The sequence below is a fragment of the Pseudomonas sp. ICBG1301 genome (assembly GCF_016918385.1).
Lineage (GTDB): Bacteria > Pseudomonadota > Gammaproteobacteria > Pseudomonadales > Pseudomonadaceae > Aquipseudomonas > Aquipseudomonas palleroniana.
In genome coordinates this window covers 485,976-511,939 of sequence record NZ_JAEKGB010000005.1, presented here as the reverse complement: position 1 = coordinate 511,939, position 25,964 = coordinate 485,976, and the positions used below count along the sequence as shown (strand labels likewise).

Annotated in this window: 26 protein-coding genes; 15 read left to right on the top strand and 11 right to left on the bottom strand. The window is 60.3% G+C overall.

Annotation, left to right across the window (positions count from 1 at the left end):
- The first annotated feature begins 430 nt into the window (after window positions 1-430).
- On the top strand, window positions 431-1,372 hold the full coding sequence (locus tag JBE38_RS15325; RefSeq protein ID WP_060754926.1) for an AEC family transporter: 942 nt from the start codon (window positions 431-433) through the stop codon (window positions 1,370-1,372).
- Here the strand turns inward: JBE38_RS15325 and JBE38_RS15320 are convergent.
- From JBE38_RS15320 to gatC, 6 genes are all read right to left on the bottom strand, one after another.
- On the bottom strand, window positions 1,369-1,749 hold the full coding sequence (locus tag JBE38_RS15320; protein WP_205344589.1) for a carboxymuconolactone decarboxylase family protein: 381 nt from the start codon (window positions 1,747-1,749) through the stop codon (window positions 1,369-1,371). The two genes, JBE38_RS15325 and JBE38_RS15320, sit on opposite strands and share 4 nt — an antisense overlap.
- Window positions 1,746-2,801, bottom strand: a complete 1,056-nt coding sequence (locus JBE38_RS15315; RefSeq protein ID WP_198761654.1) for a calcium/sodium antiporter — start codon at window positions 2,799-2,801, stop codon at window positions 1,746-1,748. Before JBE38_RS15315 ends, JBE38_RS15320 begins: the two co-directional genes overlap by 4 nt.
- A 50-nt stretch (window positions 2,802-2,851) precedes the next feature.
- Window positions 2,852-3,223, bottom strand: coding sequence for a septal ring lytic transglycosylase RlpA family protein (locus tag JBE38_RS15310; RefSeq protein WP_205344588.1), 372 nt, complete (start codon window positions 3,221-3,223; stop codon window positions 2,852-2,854).
- A 145-nt stretch (window positions 3,224-3,368) separates the two neighbouring features.
- On the bottom strand, window positions 3,369-4,814 hold the full coding sequence (gatB, locus tag JBE38_RS15305) for an Asp-tRNA(Asn)/Glu-tRNA(Gln) amidotransferase subunit GatB (protein WP_060754930.1): 1,446 nt from the start codon (window positions 4,812-4,814) through the stop codon (window positions 3,369-3,371).
- Between the two features lie 10 nt (window positions 4,815-4,824).
- Window positions 4,825-6,276 (bottom strand): Asp-tRNA(Asn)/Glu-tRNA(Gln) amidotransferase subunit GatA, encoded by a 1,452-nt coding sequence (gene gatA / locus JBE38_RS15300; RefSeq protein ID WP_060754931.1) that lies wholly within the window; start codon window positions 6,274-6,276, stop codon window positions 4,825-4,827.
- A 16-nt stretch (window positions 6,277-6,292) separates the two neighbouring features.
- On the bottom strand, window positions 6,293-6,580 hold the full coding sequence (gene gatC, locus JBE38_RS15295) for an Asp-tRNA(Asn)/Glu-tRNA(Gln) amidotransferase subunit GatC (protein WP_003188556.1): 288 nt from the start codon (window positions 6,578-6,580) through the stop codon (window positions 6,293-6,295).
- Window positions 6,581-6,790: 210 nt separating this feature from the next.
- On the opposite strand from gatC, the gene mreB reads away from it, so the two are divergent.
- From mreB to tldD, 8 genes are all read left to right on the top strand, one after another.
- Window positions 6,791-7,828, top strand: a complete 1,038-nt coding sequence (mreB, locus tag JBE38_RS15290) for a rod shape-determining protein MreB (protein WP_002555108.1) — start codon at window positions 6,791-6,793, stop codon at window positions 7,826-7,828.
- Window positions 7,829-7,967: 139 nt separating this feature from the next.
- Window positions 7,968-9,068, top strand: coding sequence for a rod shape-determining protein MreC (gene mreC, locus JBE38_RS15285; RefSeq protein WP_081087022.1), 1,101 nt, complete (start codon window positions 7,968-7,970; stop codon window positions 9,066-9,068).
- Complete coding sequence (gene mreD / locus JBE38_RS15280; RefSeq protein WP_003171788.1) at window positions 9,068-9,556, top strand: rod shape-determining protein MreD; 489 nt, start codon at window positions 9,068-9,070, stop codon at window positions 9,554-9,556. The genes mreC and mreD overlap by 1 nt, the downstream gene beginning before the upstream one ends.
- A 51-nt stretch (window positions 9,557-9,607) precedes the next feature.
- Window positions 9,608-10,204, top strand: coding sequence for a Maf family protein (locus JBE38_RS15275; RefSeq protein WP_090366764.1), 597 nt, complete (start codon window positions 9,608-9,610; stop codon window positions 10,202-10,204).
- Between the two features lie 70 nt (window positions 10,205-10,274).
- Entirely contained in the window at window positions 10,275-11,732 is a 1,458-nt protein-coding gene (gene rng / locus JBE38_RS15270) for a ribonuclease G (protein WP_010567681.1), read from the top strand.
- A 76-nt stretch (window positions 11,733-11,808) separates the two neighbouring features.
- Window positions 11,809-15,624, top strand: coding sequence for a YhdP family protein (locus JBE38_RS15265; RefSeq protein ID WP_205344587.1), 3,816 nt, complete (start codon window positions 11,809-11,811; stop codon window positions 15,622-15,624).
- 48 nt (window positions 15,625-15,672) lie between these two features.
- Complete coding sequence (locus JBE38_RS15260; protein WP_205344586.1) at window positions 15,673-16,518, top strand: carbon-nitrogen hydrolase family protein; 846 nt, start codon at window positions 15,673-15,675, stop codon at window positions 16,516-16,518.
- 19 nt (window positions 16,519-16,537) lie between these two features.
- The gene (tldD, locus tag JBE38_RS15255; RefSeq protein ID WP_060754936.1) at window positions 16,538-17,980 is read left to right on the top strand and encodes a metalloprotease TldD; all 1,443 of its coding nucleotides are present in this window, start codon (window positions 16,538-16,540) and stop codon (window positions 17,978-17,980) included.
- Window positions 17,981-18,025: 45 nt separating this feature from the next.
- Here the strand turns inward: tldD and yjgA are convergent, their stop codons facing one another.
- A complete protein-coding gene (yjgA, locus tag JBE38_RS15250) occupies window positions 18,026-18,547 on the bottom strand; it encodes a ribosome biogenesis factor YjgA (protein WP_060754937.1) in 522 nt (173 codons plus the stop codon).
- A gap of 108 nt (window positions 18,548-18,655) precedes the next feature.
- Between yjgA and pmbA the strand changes: the two genes are divergently transcribed.
- From pmbA to JBE38_RS15220, 6 genes are all read left to right on the top strand, one after another.
- Window positions 18,656-20,002, top strand: coding sequence for a metalloprotease PmbA (gene pmbA / locus JBE38_RS15245; protein WP_060754938.1), 1,347 nt, complete (start codon window positions 18,656-18,658; stop codon window positions 20,000-20,002).
- Window positions 20,003-20,147: 145 nt separating this feature from the next.
- Window positions 20,148-20,543, top strand: coding sequence for a FagA protein (locus JBE38_RS15240; protein ID WP_205344585.1), 396 nt, complete (start codon window positions 20,148-20,150; stop codon window positions 20,541-20,543).
- Entirely contained in the window at window positions 20,536-21,912 is a 1,377-nt protein-coding gene (locus JBE38_RS15235) for a class II fumarate hydratase (RefSeq protein WP_205344584.1), read from the top strand. The genes JBE38_RS15240 and JBE38_RS15235 overlap by 8 nt, the downstream gene beginning before the upstream one ends.
- Window positions 21,913-21,939: 27 nt before the next feature.
- On the top strand, window positions 21,940-22,383 hold the full coding sequence (locus tag JBE38_RS15230) for a hypothetical protein (protein ID WP_060754941.1): 444 nt from the start codon (window positions 21,940-21,942) through the stop codon (window positions 22,381-22,383).
- Between the two features lies 1 nt (window position 22,384).
- Complete coding sequence (locus JBE38_RS15225; protein WP_060754942.1) at window positions 22,385-22,996, top strand: superoxide dismutase; 612 nt, start codon at window positions 22,385-22,387, stop codon at window positions 22,994-22,996.
- 36 nt (window positions 22,997-23,032) lie between these two features.
- Window positions 23,033-23,926 (top strand): ZIP family metal transporter, encoded by an 894-nt coding sequence (locus JBE38_RS15220; protein ID WP_060754943.1) that lies wholly within the window; start codon window positions 23,033-23,035, stop codon window positions 23,924-23,926.
- Window positions 23,927-23,963: 37 nt separating this feature from the next.
- Here JBE38_RS15220 and JBE38_RS15215 read toward each other — a convergent pair whose 3' ends face one another.
- From JBE38_RS15215 to hpf, 4 genes are read right to left on the bottom strand one after another with little or no spacing between them, the layout of a single operon-like run.
- The gene (locus tag JBE38_RS15215) at window positions 23,964-24,236 is read right to left on the bottom strand and encodes an HPr family phosphocarrier protein (RefSeq protein WP_060754944.1); all 273 of its coding nucleotides are present in this window, start codon (window positions 24,234-24,236) and stop codon (window positions 23,964-23,966) included.
- A gap of 16 nt (window positions 24,237-24,252) precedes the next feature.
- Complete coding sequence (gene rapZ / locus JBE38_RS15210) at window positions 24,253-25,110, bottom strand: RNase adapter RapZ (protein WP_060754945.1); 858 nt, start codon at window positions 25,108-25,110, stop codon at window positions 24,253-24,255.
- Window positions 25,111-25,112: 2 nt separating this feature from the next.
- Window positions 25,113-25,577, bottom strand: coding sequence for a PTS IIA-like nitrogen regulatory protein PtsN (gene ptsN / locus JBE38_RS15205; RefSeq protein ID WP_090366748.1), 465 nt, complete (start codon window positions 25,575-25,577; stop codon window positions 25,113-25,115).
- 10 nt (window positions 25,578-25,587) lie between these two features.
- Entirely contained in the window at window positions 25,588-25,893 is a 306-nt protein-coding gene (hpf, locus tag JBE38_RS15200) for a ribosome hibernation-promoting factor, HPF/YfiA family (RefSeq protein WP_003171804.1), read from the bottom strand.
- Window positions 25,894-25,964 lie beyond the last annotated feature (71 nt).

Here is a 25,964-nt window from a genome sequence, read left to right as displayed (position 1 = left end):
CCTGTGTGACTATCCCTTGGGGAGGCTTGGACGGGGAATGACTCGCGTCCAAGCTTCAAATGTGTAAACGATGTCCCCGGTTTCAGATGTAAACGATGTCTACGGTTCTACACCCGCGCTGGGCGGCAAAGCCGCCCCAATCGCCGCGGTGTTTCAGAAAGACCGAAGCGCTTGGGATTAGGGCCGCTTCGCAGCCCATCGGGAGCAAGCCCCCTCCCACAGTGACAGTGTTAAGCCTTGACTGGCTGGTATTAGGGCTTGCCTCGCCCTCAACCCAGGCGCCGCGGTCTTTTTGAAGCGTCGTGGGAGGGCTCGTTGGGGCGGCTGCGCCACCCAGCGCGGGGCGAGCCCGCTCACTACAACCGGACGGGGTGGCCTGTGGTGGCTTATCATTGGCTACCTGACGACGTCGACCAAGGTTCTCCCCGGCATGCTGGCTATTTTCTTCACCACTCTCACCATCACGGCGCCGGTGTTTGCCATGCTGTTCCTCGGTGTGCTGCTCAAGCGCATCAACTGGATCAACGACAACTTTATCCACACTGCCTCGTCCCTGGTGTTCAACGTCACCATGCCGGCGCTGCTGTTCCTGGGCATCCTGCATGCCGACCTGCATTCGGCGCTCAAGCCGGGTTTGCTGATCTACTTTGCCGTTGCCACCTTGCTCAGCTTTGCATTGGCCTGGGGTTGGGCGATTGTTCGTTGCCCGCGTGAAGACCGGGGCATTTATACCCAGGGTGCGTTTCGTGGCAATAACGGGGTCATCGGCCTGGCGTTGGCCGCCAGCATGTACGGTGACTACGGCATTTCCCTGGGCGCTATCCTCGCGGCATTGGTGATCCTGTTCTACAACACGCTGTCGACCATCGTGCTGGCGGTGTATAGCCCGGTGATCAAGTCCGACCCGTGGAGCATCTGCAAAAGTGTGCTGGCCAACCCGTTGATCATCAGCGTGATTGCGGCCGCGCCGTTTGCGATGTTCAAGATCGGCCTGCCGGGTTGGCTGGAGTCTTGCGCCCGGTATTTGGCGGACATGACCCTGCCGCTGGCGCTGATCTGCATCGGTGGCACCTTGTCGCTGGCAGCGCTGCGCAAGAGTGGCAACATGGCGCTGAGCGCCAGCCTGGTAAAGATGCTCGGCTTGCCGCTGGTGGCGACGCTAGGCGCCTGGTTACTGGGCTTCCGGGGGCCGGAGCTGGGCATTCTGTTTCTGTACTTCGGCGCGCCGACGGCCGCTGCGAGTTTCGTGATGGCCAGGGCGGCCGAGGGCAATCATGAACTGGCGGCGGCGATTATCGTGATCACCACGCTGATGGCGGCGGTAACCACGAATATCGGGATCTTTGTATTGCAGGCAGGCGGCTGGATCTAACCTTCCTTCTGGTAGTTGTCGATGACTTCCTGGGCCGCACGAAACGCATCGATCGCCGCCGGCACCCCGGCATACACCGCGCAATGCAGCAGCGCTTCGCGAATTTCTTCGACGGTGCAGCCATTATTCAGTGCGCCCCGCACATGGCCTTTGAGCTCTTGCGGGCATTTGAGCGCGGTCAGGGCGGCGAGGGTGATCAGGCTGCGTGTCTTCAGGGGCAAGCCTTCGCGGTTCCACACGCTGCCCCATGCGTGCTCGTTGACGAAATCCTGCAACGGTTGGGTGAATTCGGTGGCATTGCCCAGGGCGCGTTCGACGAACGCGTCGCCCATGACTTGGCGACGCATTTCAACCCCGGGCTTTTTCTCATCGGTCATTGCGATTCCCTCTTGTGTTGACGACGCCAGGCCCGTAGCGATGTGAACAACAGCAACGCCACCAGCACCGGCAGGACGTAGTACAGCATCAATTGTTCGAGCTTATTGGCTAGGGGCATGCCGGTGGTGAACGCCATCACATGCAGGCCATACGCAAGGTACAGTCCCAGCAGAACGAGGCCTTCGGCGCGAGTGACGCGGTAACCGGTATAGAACACCGGCAAGCACAGGGTGATTGCGCCGAGCATCACCGGCAGGTCGAAGTCCAGGGCGTTGGGGGACACCGACAGTGGCGACGGTGCGATCAACGCCGTAAAACCCAGTACGCCCAGCAGGTTGAACAAATTGCTGCCAATCACGTTGCCCACGGCTATTTCCCGCTCGCCACGCAGGGCTGCAATCAACGAGGTGGCCAGGCACGGCAGAGAGGTACCGACGCCGATCAGCGTGAGGCCGATGATGCGTTCCGACAGGCCCAGGTCACCGGCCACATCCACCGCCGCGCCCAGCAGCAAATGCCCGGCCAGCACCAGCACCAGGAACCCGCCCAGCATCAGCAATACGCTACTCAGCCAAGGCGCTTTGGCCACGGTATCCCGTGTACGCGGGCGGCGTGAGTGGCGGGTCTGGTAATGCAACAGGCCCAGATAGCCCGCCAGGGCGGCGAGCAGCAGCAGGCCATCGAAGGGTGTCAGCGCTTCGTTGGCCGCCAGGGCAAAGACCAGCAGCCCGGCGAGGATCATGACCGGGATGTCCAGGCGAACCAACTGTCGTGACACTCGCAATGGAATGACCAGGGCGGACAAACCCAGGGTCACCAGGATGTTGAAGATGCTGCTGCCGATCACGCTACCCACGGCAATATCGGTGTTGCCGGCCACGGTGGCTTGCAGGCTGACGGTCATCTGCGGCGCGCTGCTGCCGAAGGCGACGATACTCAAGCCGATGATCAGCGGCCGTACCTTGAGGCTGGCGGCCAGGCGCACGGCGGCACGCACCAGGATTTCGGCACCGACGATCAGCAGCAGCAGGCCGCTGACCAGTTCGGCCAGGCTCCAGGGCGAGAGTGCGTTCAATCCGAAAATACTCAAGGCGGCCTCGATCAGTTGCTCATGGCTTGCACGCGAACCCGTGCGGTGCCGCTGCCCAGCATACCCAGTTGCTCGGCTGCCTTGCGCGATAGATCGATCAAGCGCCCCCGGGTATGCGGGCCACGGTCATTCACGCGTACCACCACGGACTTGTCGTTGGCGAGGTTGGTCACCCTGACCCGGGTGCCGAAGGGCAGGCGCCGATGGGCGGCCGTCAGGGCGTTCTGGTTGAAGGGTTCACCGCTGGCGGTTCTTTTGCCATGGTGCTTGGCACCGTAATAGGAGGCAGTGCCGGTTTCGTCGTAGCCGTTGGGGTCAATGAGGCCGCTGGCGCAACCGGTCAACAGGGAGAACAGGGCCAGGAGGCCGAATAGACGCTTCATTTCCAGGTATCCCCCTATCAAATGTGGGAGGGGGCTTGCCCCCGATAGCGGTGAGTCAGTCTATAAAATTGCTGACTGGCACACCCTCATCGGGGGCAAGCCCCCTCCTACAGGAGACCGAGCTCACCCGGTCTCTTCGTCGCTGTCAGCCTTCGAGCTTGCTTTTCAGCAGTTCGTTCACCTGTTGCGGGTTGGCCTTGCCTTTGGATGCTTTCATCGCCTGACCGACAAAGAAGCCGAACATCTTGCCGCGTTTGGCTTCGTCGGCCGCACGGTATTGTTCGACCTGCTCGGCGTTGGCCGCGAGCATTTCGTCGAGAACGGCGGAAATCGCACCGCTGTCGGTCACTTGCTTGAGGCCGCGCTGCTCGATGATCTCGTCGGCGCTGCCTTCGCCTGCGGCCATGGCTTCAAACACGGTCTTGGCGATTTTTCCGGAGATCGTGTTGTCCTTGATACGCAGCAGCATGCCGCCCAGTTGCTCGGCGGTGACCGGGGCTTCGTCGATTTCCAGGCCCTGTTTGTTCAACAGGCTGCCCAGCTCGACCATCACCCAGTTGGCCGCCAGTTTGGCGTCGCCGGCGATGCTCAGCACTTTCTCGAAGTAGTTGGCTTGTTCGCGGCTGGACGCCAGGACGCTGGCATCGTAGACCGACAGGCCGAACTGCTCCTGGAAGCGCTCGCGTTTCTGCTGCGGCAGTTCCGGCAGGGTGCTGCGGATGTCATTGAGGAACGAGTCCTCGAGCACGACCGGCAACAGGTCCGGGTCGGGGAAGTAACGGTAGTCGTTGGCTTCCTCCTTGCTGCGCATGGCGCGGGTTTCGTCTTTGTTCGGGTCGTACAGGCGGGTCTGCTGGATGACCTTGCCGCCGTCTTCGATCAGTTCGATCTGGCGACGCACTTCGCTGTTGATCGCCTTTTCGATGAAGCGGAACGAGTTGACGTTCTTGATCTCGCAGCGGGTGCCGAATTCGACCTGGCCCTTTGGACGGACCGACACGTTGCAGTCGCAACGCAGCGACCCTTCGGCCATGTTGCCGTCGCAGATGCCCAGGTAGCGCACCAGTGCGTGGATCGTCTTGACGTAGGCTACGGCTTCCTTGGCGCTGCGCATGTCCGGCTCGGACACGATCTCCAGCAGCGGCGTGCCGGCACGGTTCAAGTCGATGCCGGTGGCCCCCGGGAATTCTTCATGCAGGCTTTTGCCGGCGTCTTCTTCCAGGTGGGCGCGGGTTACACCGACACGTTTGATCGTGCCGTCTTCCAGGGGAATGTCCAGGTGGCCCTTGCCGACGATCGGCAGTTCCATCTGGCTGATCTGGTAGCCCTTGGGCAGGTCCGGGTAGAAGTAGTTCTTGCGCGCGAACACGTTGTGCTGGCCGATCTGGGCGTCAATCGCCAGGCCGAACATCACCGCCATGCGCACCGCTTCCTGGTTCAGCACCGGCAGTACGCCGGGCATGCCCAGGTCAACCAGGCTGGCCTGGGTGTTGGGCTCTGAGCCGAACGTGGTGGCGCTACCGGAGAAAATCTTCGATTGGGTGGCGAGCTGGGTATGAATCTCCAGCCCGATCACAACTTCCCATTGCATAGTGTTCTCCTCAGAAGCCGGTAGGGGTGCGAGTGTGCCAGTCAGTGTTCAACTGGTACTGGTGCGCCACATTGAGCAGGCGGCCTTCCTGGAAATACGGTGCGAGCAATTGCACGCCCACCGGCAGGCCGTCGACGAAACCGGCCGGCATGGACAGGCCAGGCAAGCCCGCGAGGTTGGCGGTGATGGTGTAGAAATCTTCCAGATACTCGGCGATCGGGTCGTTGTTCTTGGCGCCGATCTTCCAGGCCGGGTTAGGCGTGGTTGGGCCGAGAATCACGTCGACTTCATTAAAGGCGCTCATGAAGTCGTTCTTGATCAGGCGACGGATTTTTTGCGCCTTGAGGTAGTACGCATCGTAGTAACCAGCCGACAGCGCGTAGGCACCGACCATGATCCGGCGTTGTACTTCCACGCCAAAGCCTTCGCCACGCGAGCGCTTGTACAGGTCGGTCAGGTCTTTCGGGTTTTCGCAGCGGTAGCCGAAGCGCACACCGTCGAAACGCGACAGGTTGGAGGAGGCTTCCGCCGGGGCGATCACGTAGTAGGCCGGAATCGCGTGCTGGTTGTTCGGCAGGCTGATTTCCTTGATCACGGCGCCGAGCTTTTCCAGCTCCTTGATGCTGTTGTGCACCAGCTCGTTGATACGTGGGTCGAGGCCTGCGCTGAAGTATTCCTTCGGCACGCCGATACGCAGGCCCTTGATCGACGTATTCAGGCTGGCGCTGTAGTCCGGCACTGGCTCATCGATGCTGGTGGAGTCCTGTTTATCGAAGCCTGCCATGCCTTGTAACAAAATTGCGCAGTCTTCTGCAGTCCGAGCCAGCGGGCCACCCTGATCCAGGCTGGACGCGTACGCGATCATGCCCCAACGGGAAACACGACCGTAGGTCGGCTTCAGGCCAGTGAGGTTGGTGAACGCGGCAGGCTGGCGGATCGAACCGCCGGTGTCGGTGGCGGTGGCGGCCGGCAGGAAACGTGCGGCGACGGCCGCAGCCGAGCCCCCGGACGAGCCGCCGGGCACATGCTCCAGGTTCCACGGGTTTTTCACTGCGCCGTAGTAGCTCGACTCGTTGGCCGAGCCCATGGCGAATTCGTCCATGTTGGTCTTGCCCAGGGTTACGGCCCCGGCGGCGGCCAGCTTGGCGACTACGGTGGCGTTGTAGGGCGCCTTGAAGTTGTCGAGCATCTTCGAGCCGCAGCTGGTGCGGATGCCCTGGGTGCAGAACAGGTCTTTGTGGGCGATCGGTGCGCCCAGCAGTGCGCCTTGTTCACCGTTGGCGCGACGCTCGTCGGCGGCCTTGGCCTGGCTCAAGGCCAGTTCCTCGGTGAGGCTGATGAAGCTGTTGACCTTGGGATCGTGCTCGGCGATGCGCGCCAGCAGGGTCTTGGTCAGCTCTTCGGAAGAAAACTTTTTGTCGGCGAGACCGCGGGCGATCTCGGCCAGAGTCATGTGATGCATGAAAGGCTCTTTCCCTTTAGTCGATGACTTTCGGAACCAGATACAGGCCGTTTTCGACCGCTGGCGCGATGGACTGGTAAGCCTCGCGGTTATTGCGCTCGGTCACGACGTCTGCGCGCAGGCGCTGGCTTGCTTCCAGCGGGTGAGCCAGGGGCTCGATACCGTCGGTATTCACGGCCTGCATTTGGTCAACCAGCCCGAGAATGCTGTTCAGGGCTGCGGTGGTCTGTGGAAGATCGGCGTCATTCAGGCCAAGCGAGGCCAGATGCGCGATTTTTTCCACGTCGGAGCGTTCAAGCGCCATGGGATTCTCCAGTGGAAAACAGAACGGAGGGCGTCCGTGTGTTAGATTGTCGGAACACTACCGCATTTCTACGGTCATATGGCCGCGATTGTGGGGGTTGGTGCACAGAAAGTCGGCCAATTTAGCACATTGGCGCCTTGCCCAAAATCCCTGTCGTTGTTAGAGTTTGCCGCACTTTTTTACCCACGCGTTGCCTAGGGTCCCTTTCCCATGTTCAAGAAACTGCGTGGCATGTTTTCCAGCGATCTTTCCATTGACCTGGGCACTGCCAACACCCTTATTTACGTGCGCGAGCGCGGTATCGTCCTGAATGAGCCATCGGTTGTGGCTATTCGGACCCATGGTAATCAGAAAAGTGTCGTTGCCGTCGGCACCGAGGCCAAGCGCATGCTCGGCCGTACACCAGGCAATATTGCTGCCATTCGTCCGATGAAGGACGGCGTGATCGCCGACTTCAGCGTCTGCGAGAAGATGCTGCAGTACTTCATCAACAAGGTTCACGAAAACAGTTTTCTGCAGCCCAGCCCTCGCGTGCTGATCTGCGTTCCATGCAAGTCCACCCAGGTGGAACGTCGTGCCATCCGTGAATCGGCCCTGGGGGCCGGTGCCCGCGAAGTGTTCCTGATCGAAGAGCCTATGGCTGCCGCTATCGGCGCCGGCCTGCCGGTTGAGGAAGCGCGCGGTTCGATGGTGGTCGATATCGGTGGTGGTACCACTGAAATCGCCCTGATTTCCCTGAACGGTGTGGTGTATGCCGAATCCGTGCGCGTAGGCGGCGACCGCTTCGACGAAGCGATCATCACTTATGTACGTCGTAACTACGGCAGCCTGATCGGTGAATCCACCGCCGAGCGCATCAAGCAGGAAATCGGTACCGCTTACCCGGGCGGCGAAGTGCGCGAAGTCGATGTTCGCGGCCGTAACCTGGCCGAAGGCGTTCCACGTGCCTTCACCCTGAACTCCAACGAAGTGCTGGAAGCTCTGCAAGAGTCCCTGGCCACTATCGTTCAGGCAGTGAAAAGCGCCCTGGAGCAATCGCCGCCGGAATTGGCTTCCGATATCGCCGAGCGTGGCCTGGTGCTGACCGGTGGTGGCGCGTTGTTGCGTGACCTCGACAAGTTGCTGGCCCAGGAAACCGGTCTGCCGGTGATCGTCGCCGAAGACCCGCTGACCTGCGTTGCCCGCGGTGGTGGCCGTGCACTGGAAATGATGGATAAACACACCATGGACCTGCTCTCCAGCGAATAAGATCGCCAGGATGGTTCATGCTTCGTCGGCAGGCAGCACTTTGCAGTGCTGCCTGTTGGCGTTTATCTTCTTCAATCTGCATCCAGGCCGGTTAGATGCCGTATGAATAAAGAGAACATTTGCCTGGGAGGAGCGGCTTATTAAACCGCTTTTCGCCAAAGGCCCCTCATTGGGCGTGCGCTTATTGGTGCTGGTCGTGCTTTCGGTCGCGCTGATGGTGGTCGATGCCCGCTTTGCGCTGCTCAAGCCTGTGCGTAGCCAGATGTCGCTGGTGCTGATGCAGACCTACTGGATCACCGACCTGCCGCAACGTCTCTACCAGGGCGTGGCCAGCCAATTCGGCAGCCGCACCGAGCTGGTTGCCGAGAACGAAAAACTCAAGACTGAAAACCTGCTGCTGCAGGGGCGCCTGCAAAAGCTCGCGGCCCTTACCGAGCAGAACGTTCGGCTGCGCGAGTTGCTCAATTCTTCCGCACTGGTCAACGAGAAGGTCGAAGTGGCCGAGTTGATCGGCATGGACCCCAACCCGTTTACCCATCGCATCATCATCAACAAGGGTGAGCGCGACGGTGTGGTCCTTGGCCAGCCGGTGCTCGATGCCCGTGGCTTGATGGGCCAGGTGGTTGAGCTGATGCCCTACACCTCGCGGGTATTGTTGCTGACCGACACGACCCACAGCATCCCGGTGCAGGTCAACCGTAACGGCTTGCGTGCAATCGCCAGCGGCACCGGCAATCCGGAGCGCCTGGAACTGCGGCATGTGGCCGATACCGCCGACATCAAGGAAGGCGACCTGCTGGTCAGCTCCGGTCTCGGCCAGCGGTTCCCCGCCGGCTACCCGGTGGCGACGGTCAAGGAAGTGATCCACGATTCCGGCCAGCCGTTCGCCATTGTTCGCGCCGTGCCGACCGCTGCCCTCAACCGTAGCCGTTACCTGCTGCTGGTCTTCAGTGACAACCGCACGCCGGAAGAGCGTGCCAATGACGCCGCGCAGGCCCAAGAGGCGGAAGACAAGCAAAACGGTACGGCGCCGATCATTCCGGCGACGGTGCCGAAGCCCGCGTTCGTAGGGCCGCCTGCACCGGCAGCCGCTCCGGCGGCGCCCGTAGCAACCCCGGCCAAGCCGGCCGCCCACAGTGCGCGGCCAGCCAAACCGGCAGCAGCTAAACCACCGGCCGCGACGCCAGCCGCCAGGCCGGCGGCAACCACCCCGGCAACTACGCGGCAGAGGGAGGAATAATGGCCGGTACTCATTCGCGCAATGGCTGGATCGTCTGGCTAACCTTTGCTATCGGTTTGCTGCTCAGCGTGTCGCCACTGCCGCAGTTCATGGAGATCCTGCGCCCACTATGGCTGGCATTGCTGCTGGCCTTCTGGTCGCTGAACCTGCCGCACAAAGTGGGCATGGTCACTGCGATGTTTCTGGGCTTGGCGGAAGATGTGCTCTATGGCACTTTGCTTGGGCAGAACGCGTTGATCCTGACCCTGATTACCTTTCTGGTGCTGTCGTTGCAACAGCGTCTGCGCATGTTTCCGATGTGGCAGCAGTGCCTGGTGATCCTGGTGATCTTCGGCCTGGCGCAGTTGGTGCAACTATGGCTCAGCGCCTTGACCGGTAACCGCCAGCCAACCCTGGCATTGGTGTTACCGGCTCTGGTCAGTGCGCTACTGTGGCCCTGGATCAGTTTCGGCCTGCGCGGCCTGCGTCGTCGTTATAAAATCAATTGAATGGATTGCGAGGCTCTGCCTGGTTATCGAACTCTACAGGGAGAGTCTGGAATGAATTCGCTTTATCTGGCCTCGGGCTCTGCGAGGCGACGTGAACTGCTGACCCAGATCGGTGTGCCTTTCACCGTGGTCAGCGCCGCCATTGATGAAACCCCTCTTGCAAACGAACCCGCCGTTGCCTATGTCGAGCGTCTTGCGCGTGGCAAGGCCATGGCAGGTTTTGCTGCGCTTGAACATTCTTCCGGCGCTTGTGTGTTGGGTGCCGACACGGCTGTGATCGTCGACGGTCAGATCCTCGGCAAGCCGGTGGATCAAGCCGATGCGCTGGCGATGTTGCTGGCGCTTTCTGATCGCGAGCATGAAGTCCTAACCGCGATTGCTGTTACTGATGGGCTGCGCTGCGTAACCCAATGTGTAAGCAGCCGTGTACGTTTTCGCGGGGTTTCTGTCGAAGAGGCTACAACTTACTGGCACAGTGGCGAACCTCAGGACAAGGCGGGGGGCTATGCTATTCAAGGGTTGGGTTCGGTATTTGTGACCGGTCTCAATGGCAGTTATTCCGCCGTGGTCGGCTTGCCGGTGTGCGAAACCGCGCAACTGCTTGGCCAATTCGGCATACCCTGTTGGCAAAACCTCACCGTGCGCTGATCGCTTGACTCCAGCGCCCAGCCTTAAGCGATCGGCCACTATTGTGAAAACGCCTGAACGAGACCCAGCCATGAGTGAAGAGATTCTGATCAATATCACGCCGATGGAATCGCGCGTGGCGGTGGTAGAGAACGGTGTTCTGCAAGAAGTGCATGTCGAGCGCACCCAGAAGCGCGGGATCGTCGGCAATATCTATAAAGGCAAAGTGGTGCGCGTGTTACCGGGGATGCAGGCAGCGTTCGTCGATATCGGCCTGGACCGTGCTGCGTTTATCCATGCCTCGGAAATTTCCCTGCGCGAAGGCCCGGCGGTGGAAAGCATCAGTGCTCTGGTGCATGAAGGGCAGAGCCTGGTCGTGCAAGTCACCAAGGACCCCATCGGCTCCAAGGGCGCACGCCTGACCACCCAGCTATCGATTCCATCACGCTACCTGGTGTACATGCCCCGTACTGCCCATGTCGGCATCTCGCTGAAAATCGAAGACGAAGCCGAGCGTGAGCGCCTGAAAAAGGTCGTCAGTGATTGTGTGGCCGCTGAGGGCATCAAGGAAGCGGGTGGTTTTATCCTGCGCACGGCCGCCGAAGGCGCCGGCGCGGATGAGATCCTGATGGACATCCGTTACCTGCGACGTTTGTGGGACCAGATAGGCGCGCAGATCAAGACCGTAGGCGCACCAAGCGTCATCTATGAAGACCTGGGCCTGGCGCTGCGCACCCTGCGCGACCTGGTCAGCCCAAAGATAGAGAAAATTCGCATCGACTCGCGGGAAACCTTCCAGCGCACCACGCAGTTTGTTGCCGAACTGATGCCGGAAATTGCCGATCGCCTGGAACACTACCCTGGCGAACGTCCAATCTTTGACCTGTATGGCGTCGAAGATGAAATTCAGAAAGCCCTGGAGCGCAAGGTGCCACTCAAGTCCGGAGGCTATCTTGTGGTAGACCCGGCAGAAGCCATGACCACCATCGACGTGAATACGGGCGCGTTCGTAGGGCACCGCAACCTGGAAGAAACCATCTTCAAGACCAACCTCGAAGCGGCTACGGCGATTGCCCGCCAACTGCGCCTGCGCAACCTCGGTGGCATCATCATCATCGACTTCATCGACATGGAAGACGAAGAGCACCAGCGTCAGGTGTTGCGCACGCTGGAGAAGCAGCTGGAGCGCGATCACGCCAAGACCAATATCATCGGTATCACCGAGCTTGGCCTGGTGCAGATGACCCGCAAGCGTACCCGTGAAAGCCTTGAGCAGGTGCTGTGCGAGCCTTGCAGCAGTTGCCAGGGGCGCGGCAAGTTGAAGACTCCAGAAACGGTTTGCTACGAGATTTTCCGGGAAATCTTACGGGAGGCGCGAGCCTACCAGGCTGAAGGCTATAGAGTGCTCGCCAACCAGAAAGTGGTCGATCGATTGCTGGATGAGGAGTCCGGTAACGTCGCGGAGCTGGAAGGTTTTATCGGGCGCACCATCCGTTTTCAGGTTGAAACCATGTATTCCCAGGAACAATACGACGTGGTGCTGCTCTGATCCCCATTCGCTTTCTTTCCGTGAGACCGGCAGGCCATGATCTGCCGTCCGCCAACTGCCTTGAGGGTCGCCTGACATGGAGCGTCTGATACGCTTTTTTGCCGCTTTGACCCGTTGGGGCCTGGGCCTCTGTGCGCTGCTGCTGGTAATGGCGGCGGTCTACGTGAGCCTGGGTCGTGAACTGACGCCGCTGGTGGCCGAATACCGTGCGCAAGTTGAGGCCAAGGCCCAGGCCGCGGTTGACATGCCCCTGCACATTGGCAGCCTCGAGGGGCGCTGGAGTGGCTTCGCCCCGGTATTGCTGGCCCACGACGTGATGGTCGGTGAGGGCAGCAGCGCCCTGCGCCTGGATCAGGTCGAAGTGGTGCCGGATATCTGGGCCAGCCTGATGGCCCTTGAAGTGCGCATCGCCCATCTGCAAGTCAGTGGGCTGCAATTGAGCGTCAAGGAAGACAAGGACGGTCACTGGGCCTTGCAAGGTCTGCCGGTACGGGATGAACAGCCACTGGACCCCGGGCAGTTGTTGACGCGCATGCAAATGGTCAAGCGCGTGTCGCTGTTGGATAGCCAGGTCACCCTCCAGCCGTTCGATCAGGCGCCGCTGACCATGACTTACGTCGGTTTGAGCCTGCACACCGGCATGACTCGGCAACGATTGGATGCACGCTTGACGTTGCCTGATGGTCAACCGCTTGCCGTCAGCCTGCGCAGCCGCATTCGCGCCAGCCAATGGCAAGACGCCGAAGTCGAAGCCTATCTCAGCCTGCCCCAGAGCGACTGGGCCAAATGGATTCCCGCGAAGTTGACCCGGCAATGGAAGCTCACGCAGTTCCAGGCCGGCGGTGAGTTCTGGTTGAGCTGGGGCAAAGGTACTGTCCAAAGTGCTGCTGTGCGTCTCAATTCTGCGCAAGTGAAGGGCAGCTATGCCGATCGCAAGCCTGTGCATATCGAAAATCTGGCCCTGACCGCTTATCTGCAACGCAGTGATAGCGGCCTTAAGGTGCTGTTCGATTCGCTCGCGATGAACCTGGGCGATACCCGCTGGGAATCGCACATGCAATTGCAGCAAACCCTGGCCACGGACAAGGACCAGGAGGTCTGGAAGCTCCAGGCCGATCGCCTCGATCTGACGCCTATCACCCCCTTGTTGAATGCCTTGGCGCCGTTGCCGGAAGGCTTCGCCAAGACCCTGGAGCATCTGAAGGCCACGGGGGTACTGCGTAATGTACTGGTGGATCTGCGCCCCCAGGACACCACCGACCAGAAAGTCAGCTTCGCCGCCAACCTTGAGCGCATCGGCTTTGATGCTTATTTCGGTGCGCCGGCCGCGCGTAACGTGTCCGGTAGTATCAGCGGCGACCTGGGCCATGGCGAATTGCGCATGGACAGCAAAGACTTTTCCCTGCATCTGGACCCGATCTTCGCCAAGCCTTGGCAGTACATCCAGGCCAATGCGCGACTGACCTGGAAGCTGGATAAAGAAGGCTTCACCCTGATAGCGCCTTACATCAAGGTGCTGGGCGAGGAAGGCAAAATCGCTGCCGACTTCCTGATTCGCCTGCATTTCGACCATAACCAGGAAGACTACATGGACCTGCGGGTCGGCATGGTTGATGGTGATGGTCGCTTCACCCCCAAGTATCTGCCCGCCGTACTCAGCCCGTCGCTGGATGAGTGGTTGCGCACAGCGATTCTCAAAGGGGCGGTTGACCAGGGTTTCTTCCAGTACCAGGGCTCGCTGAACCACGACGCGCTGCCGGCTTCGCGCAATATCAGCCTGTTCTTCAAGGTGCATGATGCCGAGTTGGCGTTCCAGCCGGGCTGGCCTCATGTGGGCAAGGTCGACGGTGAAGTGTTCGTCGAGGAGAGCGGTGTGCGTATTCTGGCCAGCAAGGGCCAGTTGCTCGACACCAAGGTCAAGGATGTCTATGTCAATATTCCCCACGCTCCTGCCGGCCAGGACAGTCACCTGCTGCTGACCGGAGGGTTTGCCGGTGGCCTGGGTGATGGTCTGAAAATCCTTCAGGAAGCGCCGATAGGCACCGCCTCGACCTTCGCCGGTTGGAAAGGCGAGGGCGATCTGCAAGGCAGCCTGGACCTGGATGTTCCGTTGGCCAAGGGGACCGACCCCAAGATCGTGGTGGACTTCAAGACCGACAAGGCCCGCCTGCAACTGGCCGAGCCGCCACTGGACCTGACCCAGCTCAAGGGTGACTTCCGCTTCGACAGCGCCAAGGGCCTGAGCGGCCAGAACATTTCGGCGCAGGCGTTCGACCGTCCCATCACCGCGCAGATTGTTGCCGATGGCAAGCCCGGCAATATCAGCACCCGCGTGACCGCCAAAGGCCAGGTCACGGTCAAGCGTCTGACGGATTGGTTGAAGGTCAGCCAGCCATTACCGGTTTCCGGCGACATACCTTACCAACTGCAGCTGACCCTGGACGGCGCTGACAGCCAACTCATGGTCAGCTCCAATATGAAGGGCGTTGCAGTAGATTTGCCCGCCCCCTTTGGCATGCCAGCCAGCCAGGGCCGTGACAGCGTCTTTCGCATGACTTTGCAAGGTGCCGAGCGCCGCTATTGGTTCAGTTACGGCGAGTTGGCGAATTTCACTTTTGCGGCGCCACCCGACAAGCTCAATGACGGTCGCGGCGAGTTGTTCCTCGGCGATGGCAACGCGTTATTGCCCGCGAACAAAGGCCTGCGCATTCGCGGGGTGCTGTCGGAACTGGATATCGACCCATGGAAAAAACTGGTTAACCGTTACGCGGGCAACGATCCGGGCGGCAGTGCCAAGCAACTGCTCAGTGGTGCCGATTTCAAGGTGGGGAAGCTGACCGGCCTTGGCTCCCAGTTGGATCAAGTCAGCCTGCAGCTCGACCGCAAGCCCGCCGCGTGGGGCTTGCAGCTCGACAGCCAGCAGGCCAAAGGCACGGTGAACCTGCCGGACGCCAAGGGCGCGCCGATTGCGATCAGCCTGCAGTACGTGAAATTGCCTGCGGTGGACCCAACGGTACAGGCGGACGAAAACGCTCCTGACCCGCTGGCTGATATTGATCCCAAGGATATTCCGGCACTGGATATCGCCATCGACAAGCTGTTCCAGGGGCCGGACCTCGTGGGGGCCTGGTCGCTGAAGATCCGGCCGACCGCCAAGGGCCTGGCGTTTACCGACCTGGATCTGGGCCTCAAGGGCATGCTGCTCAAGGGCGCCGGTGGCTGGGAAGGTGCGCCAGGGGCCAGTTACAGTTGGTACAAAGGGCGCCTGGATGGCAAGAATATCGCCGATGTGCTGAAGGGCTGGGGCTTTGCGCCGACGGTGACCAGCGAGGACTTCCACCTGGACGTGGATGGCCGTTGGCCGGGTTCACCGGCGTGGGTCGGGCCCAAGCGCTTCTCCGGTAGCCTCGATGCCTCGTTCCGTAAAGGTCAATTTGTGGAAGTGGAGGGCGGCGCCCAGGCGTTGCGGGTGTTCGGCCTGTTGAACTTCAACTCCATCGGTCGTCGTTTGCGCCTGGACTTCTCGGACCTGCTCGGCAAGGGCTTGAGCTATGACCGAGTCAAGGGGTTGCTGGCGGCCAGTGACGGAGTCTTCGTGACCCGTGAGCCGATCACCATGACCGGGCCGTCGACCAATCTGGAACTCAACGGCACCCTGGACCTGGTGGCTGACCGCGTGGACGCCAAGTTGCTGGTGACTTTGCCTGTGACCAACAACCTGCCCATTGCGGCGCTGATTGTCGGTGCGCCGGCCATTGGGGGGGCGTTGTTTCTGATCGACAAATTGATCGGTGACCGTGTTTCGCGCTTCGCCAGCGTGCAATACAAAGTGGAAGGGCCTTGGAAAGACCCGAAAATCACGTTCGACAAACCATTTGAAAAACCAAACTGAGAGACTGTGGAGTAGCATGGCCCTATGCCAATCATGGAGTGTGGGCCCATGTCCTTTGCGGTAATTCAAATGGTCAGCCAAAGTGATGTGCTGACCAACCTGATCCAGGCCCGACGCTTGCTGGAACAAGCGGCGATGGGCGGTGCGACGCTTGCCGTGCTGCCGGAAAACTTCGCGGCCATGGGGCGTCGTGATGTGGCCGATATCGGTCGCGCCGAGGCCTCGGGTGAAGGCCCGATCCTGCCGTGGTTGAAACAGGCAGCCCGCGACCTCACCTTATGGATAGTGGCCGGTACATTGCCATTGCCACCCGAGGGCCAGCCGAATGCCAAGCCCAACGCCTGCTCGCTACTGATCGACGATCAGGGCCAGATCGTCGCCCGTTACGACAAGCTGCACTTGTTCGATGTCGATGTCGCCGATGCCCGTGGTCGTTATCGGGAGTCTGACGACTATGCTTTCGGTGGCAAAGTGGTGGTGACGGATACACCGGTGGGTCGACTGGGGCTGACCGTGTGTTATGACCTGCGTTTCCCCGAGCTGTACAGTGAGTTGCGCGCAGCGGGCGCAGAGCTGATCAGCGCACCCTCGGCTTTTACTGCGGTGACGGGAGCGGCGCATTGGGACGTATTGATTCGCGCACGCGCCATCGAGACGCAGTGCTACGTGCTGGCGGCCGCACAAGGCGGCGTGCACCCCGGGCCGCGGGAAACCTTTGGACATGCGGCGATTATCGACCCTTGGGGGCGAGTGCTGGCACAACAGGATCAAGGCGAAGCGGTGTTGTTGGCCGAGCGCGATAGCAGTGAACAGGCGTCGATACGGGCGCGCATGCCGGTGGTGAACCATCGGCGCTTTTTCTCGCAGGGCGCCCAGCGGCCTGCTTCAGAATGATGAATTTAAGGCCAAACCTATGAGCGAGTTGTTGTCCTCAGTCAGTGAACACCTCCTGGCACCCGGTGGCGTGACCATCGAAAGCTTGCAAACCGTGCTGGGCGATCTGGCCGGGCCGGGCATCGACGCCGCCGACCTGTATTTCCAGGGGCAGATTTCCGAGTCGTGGGCTCTTGAAGACGGCATCGTCAAGGAAGGCAGCTTTAACCTGGACCAAGGGGTCGGCGTGCGCGCGCAATCGGGTGAGAAAACCGGTTTTGCCTACAGCAACGCAATCACCCTGGAAGCCCTGGGCCTGGCAGCCCGTGCGGCGCGTTCGATCTCTCGTGCCGGTCAAAACGGCACGGTACAGGCGTTCAGCACCCAGGATGTGGCGCAGCTCTACGCACCGGATAACCCTTTGGAAGTCATCAGTCGTGCAGAAAAGGTTGAGCTGCTCAAGCGTGTCGACGCGGCCACCCGAGCTCTGGACCCGCGCATTCAGCAGGTGACCGTGAGCATGGCCGGTGTGTGGGAGCGCGTCCTGGTGGCGTCCACCGATGGTGGGCTGGCGGCGGATGTGCGGCCGTTGGTACGTTTCAATGTCAGCGTGATCGTCGAGCAGAACGGCCGTCGCGAGCGCGGCGGCCATGGCGGCGGCGGGCGTACCGACTACCGCTATTTCCTGGCTGACGACCGTGCCATGGGCTACGCCCGGGAAGCGCTGCGCCAGGCATTGGTCAACCTGGAGGCCATTCCGGCACCAGCGGGGACTTTGCCGGTGGTACTGGGTTCGGGTTGGTCCGGGGTTTTGCTGCACGAAGCGGTGGGCCATGGGCTGGAAGGCGACTTCAACCGTAAAGGTAGCTCCGCCTACAGCGGACGCATGGGCGAGAGGGTGGCTTCCAAACTATGCACCATCGTCGATGACGGCACCCTGGCCGGCCGCCGTGGCTCGCTGAGTGTTGATGATGAAGGTACACCGACCGAGTGCACCACCCTGATCGAGAACGGCGTACTCAAAGGCTATATGCAAGACAAACTCAACGCGCGCCTGATGGGTGTGGCACGTACCGGCAACGGCCGCCGCGAATCCTATGCGCACCTGCCGATGCCGCGCATGACCAATACCTACATGCTGGGAGGCGAAAGCGACCCGGCGGAAATCATCGCTTCGGTGAAACGTGGGATCTACTGCGCCAACCTCGGCGGCGGCCAGGTGGATATCACCAGCGGCAAGTTTGTGTTTTCCACCAGCGAGGCGTACCTGATCGAGGACGGCAAGATTACCGCGCCGGTCAAGGGGGCGACGTTGATTGGTAACGGGCCGGAGGCCATGAGCAAGGTGTCGATGGTCGGTAATGACCTGTCGCTGGACAGTGGCGTCGGTACGTGCGGGAAGGATGGGCAGTCGGTGCCGGTGGGTGTCGGCCAGCCCACGCTGAAAATTGATGCGATTACCGTCGGGGGTACGGGGTCGTAAGCCGGGGAGCTTCGGGTGGCGAAGATCGCCACCCGGGGAAGAGGATCAGCGCAGGCCGCGCTGCGTCTCATCCAGCTCACGGATGTACTTGAAGATTTTACGGCTGGTGGCCGGCGCCTTGTTGTGCGCCAGTTCATGTTGGGCCTGACGGATCAGGGAACGCAGTTGCTGGCGATCCGCTTCCGGGTAGTCCACCACGAATTTCTCCAGCACGGCGTCGTCGCCCGATATCAGGCGGTCACGCCAACGTTCCAGGTTATGGAAGCGTTCGTTGTACTGGCGAGTGGAGGCATCGGTTTGATCAAGCAAGGCCAGAATCGCGTCAGTATCTTGATCGCGCATCAGCCTGCCGATAAACGCGATATGCCGTTTACGCGCGATATTCGCGGTGTGCTTGGGCGCATCCGCCAGCGCCCGGCGCATTTCGTCGGTCAGTGGCAGTTTCGCAATCAAGTCTTTCTTGAGCGTTGTAAGGCGCTCGCCAAGGTCAACCAGAGCATGCAGCTCGCGTTTGACCTGGGATTTGCTTTTCTCCCCATCGAGGGAGTCGTCGTAAGAATCAACCATGGTGGCAGTCCGCAAAGAAACGCCGCCATGATAACCAGTCGGGGGCCGCTTGTCCGGCCCGGTCGCTCGATGGCCTTAACCGAAAGCAGAATTTGAGTGGAGAAAACCATGAGTGCAGCCCAAAGCGTCGGTCCGCAAGCTTTACCGGCACTGCAGGAACAAGTCGAGCAGATCCTTGCCGAGGCCAAGCGCCAGGGGGCCAGCGCCTGTGAGGTGGCGGTGTCGCTGGAGCAAGGGCTGTCTACGTCGGTGCGTCAGCGCGAAGTGGAAACCGTCGAGTTCAACCGCGATCAGGGGTTTGGCATTACTTTGTATGTGGGGCAACGCAAGGGCTCGGCCAGCACGTCGGCCAGCGGCCCGGAGGCGATTCGCGAGACCGTCGCGGCTGCCTTGGCCATCGCCAAGCACACCTCTGAAGATGAAAGCTCGGGGTTGGCCGACAAAGCGTTGATGGCTAAGGACTTGAAGGATTTCGACCTGTTCCATGCCTGGGATATCACGCCTGAGCAAGCGATCGAGCAGGCGCTGAAGTGCGAAGCGGCTGCGTTTGACGCTGATGCCCGCATCAAGAACGCCGATGGCACCACCTTGAGTACGCATCAGGGCTGCCGCGTTTACGGTAACAGCCACGGTTTTATCGGTGGTTACGCGTCCACCCGTCATAGTTTGAGCTGCGTGATGATCGCCGAAGCCAATGGTCAGATGCAGCGTGATTACTGGTACGACGTGAATCGCCAGGGCGATCTGCTGGCGGACCCGGTCAGTATCGGCCAGCGCGCTGCACAACGCGCCGCCAGCCGTCTGGGTGCGCGCCCGGTGCCGACCTGTGAAGTGCCGGTGCTGTTTTCGGCGGAACTGGCTGGGGGGTTGTTCAGCAGTTTCCTGGGGGCGATTTCCGGCGGCAACCTGTACCGCAAGTCCTCGTTCCTTGAAGGCGCAATCGGCCAGAAGCTGTTCCCTGAGTGGATGACCATCGATGAGCGCCCGCACCTGATGCGTGCCATGGGCAGTTCGGCGTTCGATGGTGATGGCCTGGCGACGTATGCCAAGCCGTTTGTCGAGAAGGGCGAGCTGGTGTCCTACGTGCTGGGCACTTACGCCGGGCGCAAGCTTGGCTTGCCGAGTACTGCCAACTCCGGTGGCGTGCATAACCTGTTTGTGACTCACGGTGCCGAAGACCAGGCTGCCTTGCTGCGTCGTATGGGCCGGGGCCTGCTGGTGACCGAGTTGATGGGCCATGGTTTGAATATGGTGACGGGTGATTACTCTCGAGGCGCGGCGGGTTTCTGGGTGGAAAACGGTGAGATTCAGTTCGCCGTCCAGGAAGTGACCATCGCCGGCAATATGCGTGACATGTTCAAGCAGATCGTGGCAGTGGGTAATGACTTGGAGCTGCGCAGCAACATTCGCACGGGGTCGGTACTGATCGAGCGGATGACCGTCGCCGGCAGCTGATCACACAACGCTTCATAAAAAAGCACGCCATCCCGAAGATGGCGTGCTTTTTTTTGGCTATGTAAAAGTCGAACTGAATTTCTCGTCTTGTTTTGATTCTTAATATCATTTAATAATGAATATCATTATCGAGCGAGTGTAGATCATGAGTTCTGTCCTGCATGAGGATCCGTACCTGGAAAGCTGGCGCTGGATGAGCCGTCAGATCCGCTGCGGCCTTGATCCCAATGAGCCTCGCCTGATCGAACATTACCTCAGCGAAGGCCGATACCTGGCGTGCTGCACTGCGACCCATCCGTGGACGATCGCCGAAACCTCATTCCGTCTCTTGATCGATACCGCCAGTGATATCGCCTTGCCATGGCACTGGCGATCCCTGTGCCTGGATCAGGCATGGCGCCCATTGCGTGACCTGGAAAAACTCTCCCGCTGCGCCTGCCGCCTCAAGCGCTGGCAGACCTTTGCCTGGCAATTGGCGACCTGCCAATTGCTGCCATCACTTTCTCACTCTGACCTGGTGCAAGGATCTAACGATGAGTAACACCCGTACCGAACGCGACAGCATGGGCGAACTTCAAGTGCCTGCCGACGCCTTGTATGGCGCGCAGACCCAGCGCGCGGTGAACAATTTCCCAATCAGTCACCAGCGCATGCCGGCGCAATTCATTCGGGCCTTGATCCTGGCCAAGGTGGCTGCCGCCAAGGTCAATGTCGACCTCAAACAGATCAGCGAAGCACAGGGCAAGGCCATCGTCGATGCCGCCCAAGGCTTGCTCGAAGGTGATTTCATGCCGCACTTCCCGGTGGATATCTTCCAGACCGGGTCCGGCACCAGTTCCAACATGAATGCCAATGAAGTGATTGCAACTCTGGCCACCCGCTTGCTCGGTGAGGTAGTCAACCCCAACGATCATGTCAACTGCGGCCAGAGCAGCAACGACATCATCCCGACCACTATCCATGTCAGCGCCGCGTTGGTGCTGCATGAGCAAACGTTGCCAGCCCTGCTGCATCTGGTTCAGGTGATCGAGCAAAAGGCCGAAGCCGTCCATCCCTTCATCAAGACCGGCCGCACCCACCTGATGGACGCCATGCCGGTGCGCATGAGCCAGGTGCTCAACGGCTGGGCGCAGCAACTCAAGGCCAATATCGGGCATTTGCAGGACTTGCTGCCAAGCTTGCAGGCCCTGGCTCAAGGAGGCACGGCTGTCGGCACCGGGATCAACGCACACCCGGAGTTCGCTGCACGTTTCAGCCAGCAACTGAGTGGTTTGACCGGCGTGAAATTCACGCCAGGCAAGAACCTGTTTGCCCTGATCGGCTCCCAGGACACTGCCGTCGCCGTTTCCGGTCAATTGAAAGCCACCGCCGTCTCACTGATGAAAATCGCCAACGACCTGCGCTGGATGAACTCCGGTCCCCTCGCCGGGCTTGGCGAAATCGAGCTGGAAGGGCTGCAGCCGGGCTCCTCGATCATGCCGGGCAAGGTCAACCCGGTGATCCCGGAGGCGACCGCCATGGTGGCCGCGCAAGTGATTGGCAATGACTCGGTGATTACCGTCGCCGGCCAGTCGGGCAACTTCGAGCTGAACGTGATGCTGCCGATCATCGCCCAGAACCTGCTCAGCAGCCTTGAATTGCTGGCCAATTCCAGCCGATTGCTGGCGGACAAAGCTATCGCCAGCTTCAAGGTCAATGAGGCCAAGCTCAAGGAAGCGCTGTCGCGCAATCCGATCCTGGTCACCGCGCTCAACCCGATCATTGGTTACCAGAAGGCCGCCGAAATCGCCAAAAAAGCCTATCAACAAGGCCGACCGGTGATTGACGTAGCCCTTGAACACACTGACTTGCCCCGTAGTCAGCTGGAAATGCTGCTGGACCCGGAAAAACTCACGGCCGGTGGCGTGTAATCACCGACTCTGCTTTGGAGGCTCACCATGGAGCACTGGAAACGCACAATCGAACGCGCCAATCGCTGCTTTATGCAGGGTGAGTTGGTCGACGCTCGCGAGGCCTATTTGCAAGCCCTGGCCCTGGCTCAAGTGCTGTTTGAGCGCTGGGCGGACGCCGAAGAAGCAGTGGCGGCCTGCGTCATTTCCCATCACAACCTGGCAGATCTGCACCTGCGCCTGAACCAGCCGGAAGAAAGCGCGGAATACCTCTGCGCCATTCACCAACGCCTGTTGCAGACCCTGCAGGACCCGCGTCTGAGCCCGCAGTTGCGCGAGGCGGCGCTGCGCCAGAGCAGCAAGACCTATGTCGAGTTGTTGAATTTCATCAGCGATCACGGTGAATACCCACGTACTCATCGCTTGTTGGGCGGCGCTGCGACGCAACCGGATGCGTCGACCCGCAACAACCCTTATTACGGAGCGCATTGATATGACCTACACCTTGCCTGCCTTGCCTTATGCCTACGATGCCCTCGAGCCGCATATCGATGCACAGACCATGGAAATTCACTACACCAAGCATCACCAGACTTATATCAACAACCTCAACGCGGCGGTTGACGGGACTGAGTTCGCGGGCTGGCCGGTAGAGAAACTGGTGTCCAGCGTCCAGCAATTGCCTGAAACACTGCGCGCGGCAGTGATCAATCAGGGCGGCGGTCATGCCAACCACTCGCTGTTCTGGGCAGTGATGTCACCCAAGGGCGGCGGCCAGCCCGAGGGCGTGCTGGGCCGGGCTATCGACGAGCAATTGGGCGGCTTTGAGCGTTTCAAGGAAGCCTTTACCAAAGCCGCGCTGACCCGTTTCGGCAGTGGCTGGGCCTGGCTCAGTGTCACTCCAGGCAAGACCCTGGTGGTGGAGAGCAGCGGCAATCAGGACAGCCCGTTGATGAGCGGCAATACGCCGATCCTCGGCCTGGATGTCTGGGAGCACGCCTACTACCTGCAGTATCAGAACCGTCGCCCGGAATACATCAATGCCTTCTACAGCGTCATCAACTGGCCGGAAGTCGCCGCTCGTTATCAGGCTGCCTTGGCCTGACACTCACCTCCCTATAACAAGATCCAAGGGTGACCAATGGGCACTGAAACACTGACGATCGGCAGCGGGCGCCTGTTTCGCTATGCGTTTGGCTCGCTGCTGCTATTGGCAGGTACTGCGTTGCTGGTGGCCCATGGGCTGGCCTGGCTGGGCCTGGAACCACGCATTCTGCGTGCCCTGCAGGGCGGGGCGATCTGTGCGCTTGGCACGGCGTTGGGGGCGGTCCCGGTGCTGGTGATTCGGCGCATGCCGGTCGCACTGAGTGATTCCCTGCTGGGATTTGGTGCGGGGGTGATGTTGGCGGCGACCGCGTTCTCGTTGGTCGTGCCGGGTATCTCTGCCGCCCAGAACCTCGGGCTATCGCCCTGGGGCGCGAGCGGATTGATCAGCTTCGGCATCATGCTGGGTGCTTTCTGGCTGTATCTGGTTGATCGCAAGGTTTCTGGTGCCAGCCCCGAAATATTGGTGGGGACACCGGACAAGCCGGTAATCCCGCCGCGTATCTGGCTATTTGTGTTCGCGATCATTGCCCACAACATTCCGGAAGGTATGGCGGTGGGCGTCTCCGCTGGGGGTGGCGTACCCGATGCCGACAGTTTGGCCATGGGCATTGCCCTGCAGGACGTGCCTGAAGGTCTGGTGATAGCGCTGGTATTAGCGGGGGCAGGGATGTCACGGTTCAAGGCATTCTTGATCGGTGCTGCATCCGGGTTGGTCGAGCCTGTCTTTGCCGTGCTTTGCGCATGGCTGGTAAGCCTGGCCGAGGTGCTGTTGCCATTGGGGCTGGCGTTGGCCGCCGGTGCGATGTTGCTGGTGGTAACCCATGAAGTGATCCCCGAATCGAGGCGCAATGGTCACGAAAAGCTCGCCAGCCTGGGGCTGTGTATCGGGTTTTGCCTGATGATGGTCATGGATACTGCGTTGGGGTGAAGCCGTTTCAGCTCCACGCAGTTTTCAACGGGTGGGTTTACTCACCCTCATCAAAGTAGTTGTTGATCAACTTCACCAAGGCGTCCATCGCTTCCTGTTCCTGCTCGCCTTCCGTCTTCAGGTGGATCCGGGTGCCCTTGCCGGCAGCCAGCATCATCATGGCCATGATGCTTTTGCCATCGACCATCGATTCCGGGGTGCGGCCGGCGCGAATCTGGCAGGGGAACTGCCCGGCAACGCCGACGAATTTGGCGGAAGCCCGGGCGTGCAAGCCGAGCTTGTTGATGATTTCAATTTCCAGAGCGGGCATCGCGGGGGTGTTCCTTTCAGCTAAGGTCGCGGTGGCGAACCTGGACGTTCTTGAGGGTGTGTTGCAAAACCTGGCCCAGTCGTTCGGTCAAATAGACAGAGCGGTGATGGCCGCCGGTGCAACCAATGGCAATCGTGACATAGGCCCGATTGCTCGCGGCGAAGCGCGGCAACCATTTAAGCAGGTAAGTAGAGATATCCTGGAACATATCCTCTACATCCGGCTGTGCTGCAAGGTAGTCGATAACGGGTTGATCCAGCCCGGACTGGTCGCGCAGCTCTGGCTTCCAGTAGGGGTTAGGCAAGCAGCGGACATCGAACACCAGGTCGGCATCCACCGGCATGCCGCGCTTGAAGCCGAACGACTCCACGAGAAACGCGGTGCCGGGCTCGGGCTGGTTCAACAGGCGCAGCTTGATCGCGTCGCGTAGTTGGTACAGGTTGAGGCTGGTGGTGTTGATCTTCAGGTCGGCGAGGTCAATGATCGGCCCCAGCAACGTGGTTTCGTCCTCAATGGCTTCAGCCAGAGATCGATGTGGGCTGCTGAGCGGATGACGTCGACGGGTTTCCGAGAAGCGTTTGAGCAGCGTCTCTTCGTCGGCATCCAGATACAGCACGTCGCAATGAATGTGCTTGGCGCGTACTTCCTCGAGCAACTCCGGGAAGCGGGAGAGGTGGCTGGGCAGGTTGCGGGCGTCAATCGATACGGCCACCAACGGTTGCGCCAGTTCGGTATGGATCAACGCACGTTCCGCCAATTCAGGCAGCAGACCGGCGGGTAAGTTGTCGATGCAATAAAAACCGTTGTCCTCAAGAACATTGAGGGCGGTGCTTTTACCTGAGCCGGAACGGCCGCTGACGATGATCAAACGCATGATTACTGCCCGTTTTGTTCATCCAGGACAACCTGATAGAGCGCCTCGTTGCTGCTGGCGCTGCGTAGTTTGTCGCGTACTTCCTTGCGGTCGAGCATGCTGGCGATCTGCCGAAGCAGTTCCAGGTGTGCGTCGGTGGCAGCCTGTGGGACCAGTAGCACGAACAGCAGGTCGACCGGGGCGCCGTCGATGGCGTCGAAATCGATGGGTGCTTCCAGGTGTAGCAGGGCGCTCACGGGAGCTTCGCAACCTTTGAGTCGGCAGTGCGGAATGGCGATGCCATTGCCAAAACCGGTAGAGCCGAGTTTTTCACGGGCAACCAGCGCCTCGAAGACATCCTGCATCTCCAGATCCGGCACTTCGCGGCTGATCAGGTTGGCAATTTGTTCGAGGGCTTTTTTCTTGCTGCCGCCCGGCACGTTCACAAGGGAACGGCCGGGGGTCAGGATGGTTTCAAGTCGGATCATGGGAGGGGAGTTAGCGACCTGTACCTTGCATCAGGTGCAGATTCTTTTCCTTATGCTTTATGAGTTGGCGGTCGAGCTTGTCGTAGAGCGAGTCGATCGCCGCGTACATGTCTTCATGTTCCGCATTGGCGACGAGCTTGGCATTCGGTACGTGCAGGGTGGCCTCGATTTTCTGCTTGAGCTTATCGACCTCCATGATGACCTGCACGTTGGTGATCTTGTCAAAATGCCCCGCAAGCTTGTTCAGCTTGCTTTCGGTGTATTCACGCAGGGGTTTGGTGACTTCCAGCTGGTGTCCACTGATGTTGACTTGCATACAGCTTCTCCTTCGTTGCCAGTGCATAAAGCGGCAGGCCGGGGTGCCTGCCACTGGAACGCTGTGGCCCG

Bases quoted from the DNA above. Each gene is read 5' to 3' on its own strand.
- JBE38_RS15325 (WP_060754926.1), top strand. From the start codon at position 431: ATGCTGGCTATTTTCTTCACCACTCTCACCATCACGGCGCCGGTGTTT.
- JBE38_RS15320 (WP_205344589.1), bottom strand. From the start codon at position 1,749: ATGACCGATGAGAAAAAGCCCGGGGTTGAAATGCGTCGCCAAGTCATG.
- JBE38_RS15310 (WP_205344588.1), bottom strand. From the start codon at position 3,223: ATGAAGCGTCTATTCGGCCTCCTGGCCCTGTTCTCCCTGTTGACCGGT.
- gatB (WP_060754930.1), bottom strand. From the start codon at position 4,814: ATGCAATGGGAAGTTGTGATCGGGCTGGAGATTCATACCCAGCTCGCC.
- gatA (WP_060754931.1), bottom strand. From the start codon at position 6,276: ATGCATCACATGACTCTGGCCGAGATCGCCCGCGGTCTCGCCGACAAA.
- gatC (WP_003188556.1), bottom strand. From the start codon at position 6,580: ATGGCGCTTGAACGCTCCGACGTGGAAAAAATCGCGCATCTGGCCTCG.
- mreB (WP_002555108.1), top strand. From the start codon at position 6,791: ATGTTCAAGAAACTGCGTGGCATGTTTTCCAGCGATCTTTCCATTGAC.
- mreD (WP_003171788.1), top strand. From the start codon at position 9,068: ATGGCCGGTACTCATTCGCGCAATGGCTGGATCGTCTGGCTAACCTTT.
- JBE38_RS15275 (WP_090366764.1), top strand. From the start codon at position 9,608: ATGAATTCGCTTTATCTGGCCTCGGGCTCTGCGAGGCGACGTGAACTG.
- rng (WP_010567681.1), top strand. From the start codon at position 10,275: ATGAGTGAAGAGATTCTGATCAATATCACGCCGATGGAATCGCGCGTG.
- JBE38_RS15265 (WP_205344587.1), top strand. From the start codon at position 11,809: ATGGAGCGTCTGATACGCTTTTTTGCCGCTTTGACCCGTTGGGGCCTG.
- JBE38_RS15260 (WP_205344586.1), top strand. From the start codon at position 15,673: ATGTCCTTTGCGGTAATTCAAATGGTCAGCCAAAGTGATGTGCTGACC.
- tldD (WP_060754936.1), top strand. From the start codon at position 16,538: ATGAGCGAGTTGTTGTCCTCAGTCAGTGAACACCTCCTGGCACCCGGT.
- yjgA (WP_060754937.1), bottom strand. From the start codon at position 18,547: ATGGTTGATTCTTACGACGACTCCCTCGATGGGGAGAAAAGCAAATCC.
- pmbA (WP_060754938.1), top strand. From the start codon at position 18,656: ATGAGTGCAGCCCAAAGCGTCGGTCCGCAAGCTTTACCGGCACTGCAG.
- JBE38_RS15240 (WP_205344585.1), top strand. From the start codon at position 20,148: ATGAGTTCTGTCCTGCATGAGGATCCGTACCTGGAAAGCTGGCGCTGG.
- JBE38_RS15235 (WP_205344584.1), top strand. From the start codon at position 20,536: ATGAGTAACACCCGTACCGAACGCGACAGCATGGGCGAACTTCAAGTG.
- JBE38_RS15230 (WP_060754941.1), top strand. From the start codon at position 21,940: ATGGAGCACTGGAAACGCACAATCGAACGCGCCAATCGCTGCTTTATG.
- JBE38_RS15225 (WP_060754942.1), top strand. From the start codon at position 22,385: ATGACCTACACCTTGCCTGCCTTGCCTTATGCCTACGATGCCCTCGAG.
- JBE38_RS15220 (WP_060754943.1), top strand. From the start codon at position 23,033: ATGGGCACTGAAACACTGACGATCGGCAGCGGGCGCCTGTTTCGCTAT.
- JBE38_RS15215 (WP_060754944.1), bottom strand. From the start codon at position 24,236: ATGCCCGCTCTGGAAATTGAAATCATCAACAAGCTCGGCTTGCACGCC.
- rapZ (WP_060754945.1), bottom strand. From the start codon at position 25,110: ATGCGTTTGATCATCGTCAGCGGCCGTTCCGGCTCAGGTAAAAGCACC.
- ptsN (WP_090366748.1), bottom strand. From the start codon at position 25,577: ATGATCCGACTTGAAACCATCCTGACCCCCGGCCGTTCCCTTGTGAAC.
- hpf (WP_003171804.1), bottom strand. From the start codon at position 25,893: ATGCAAGTCAACATCAGTGGACACCAGCTGGAAGTCACCAAACCCCTG.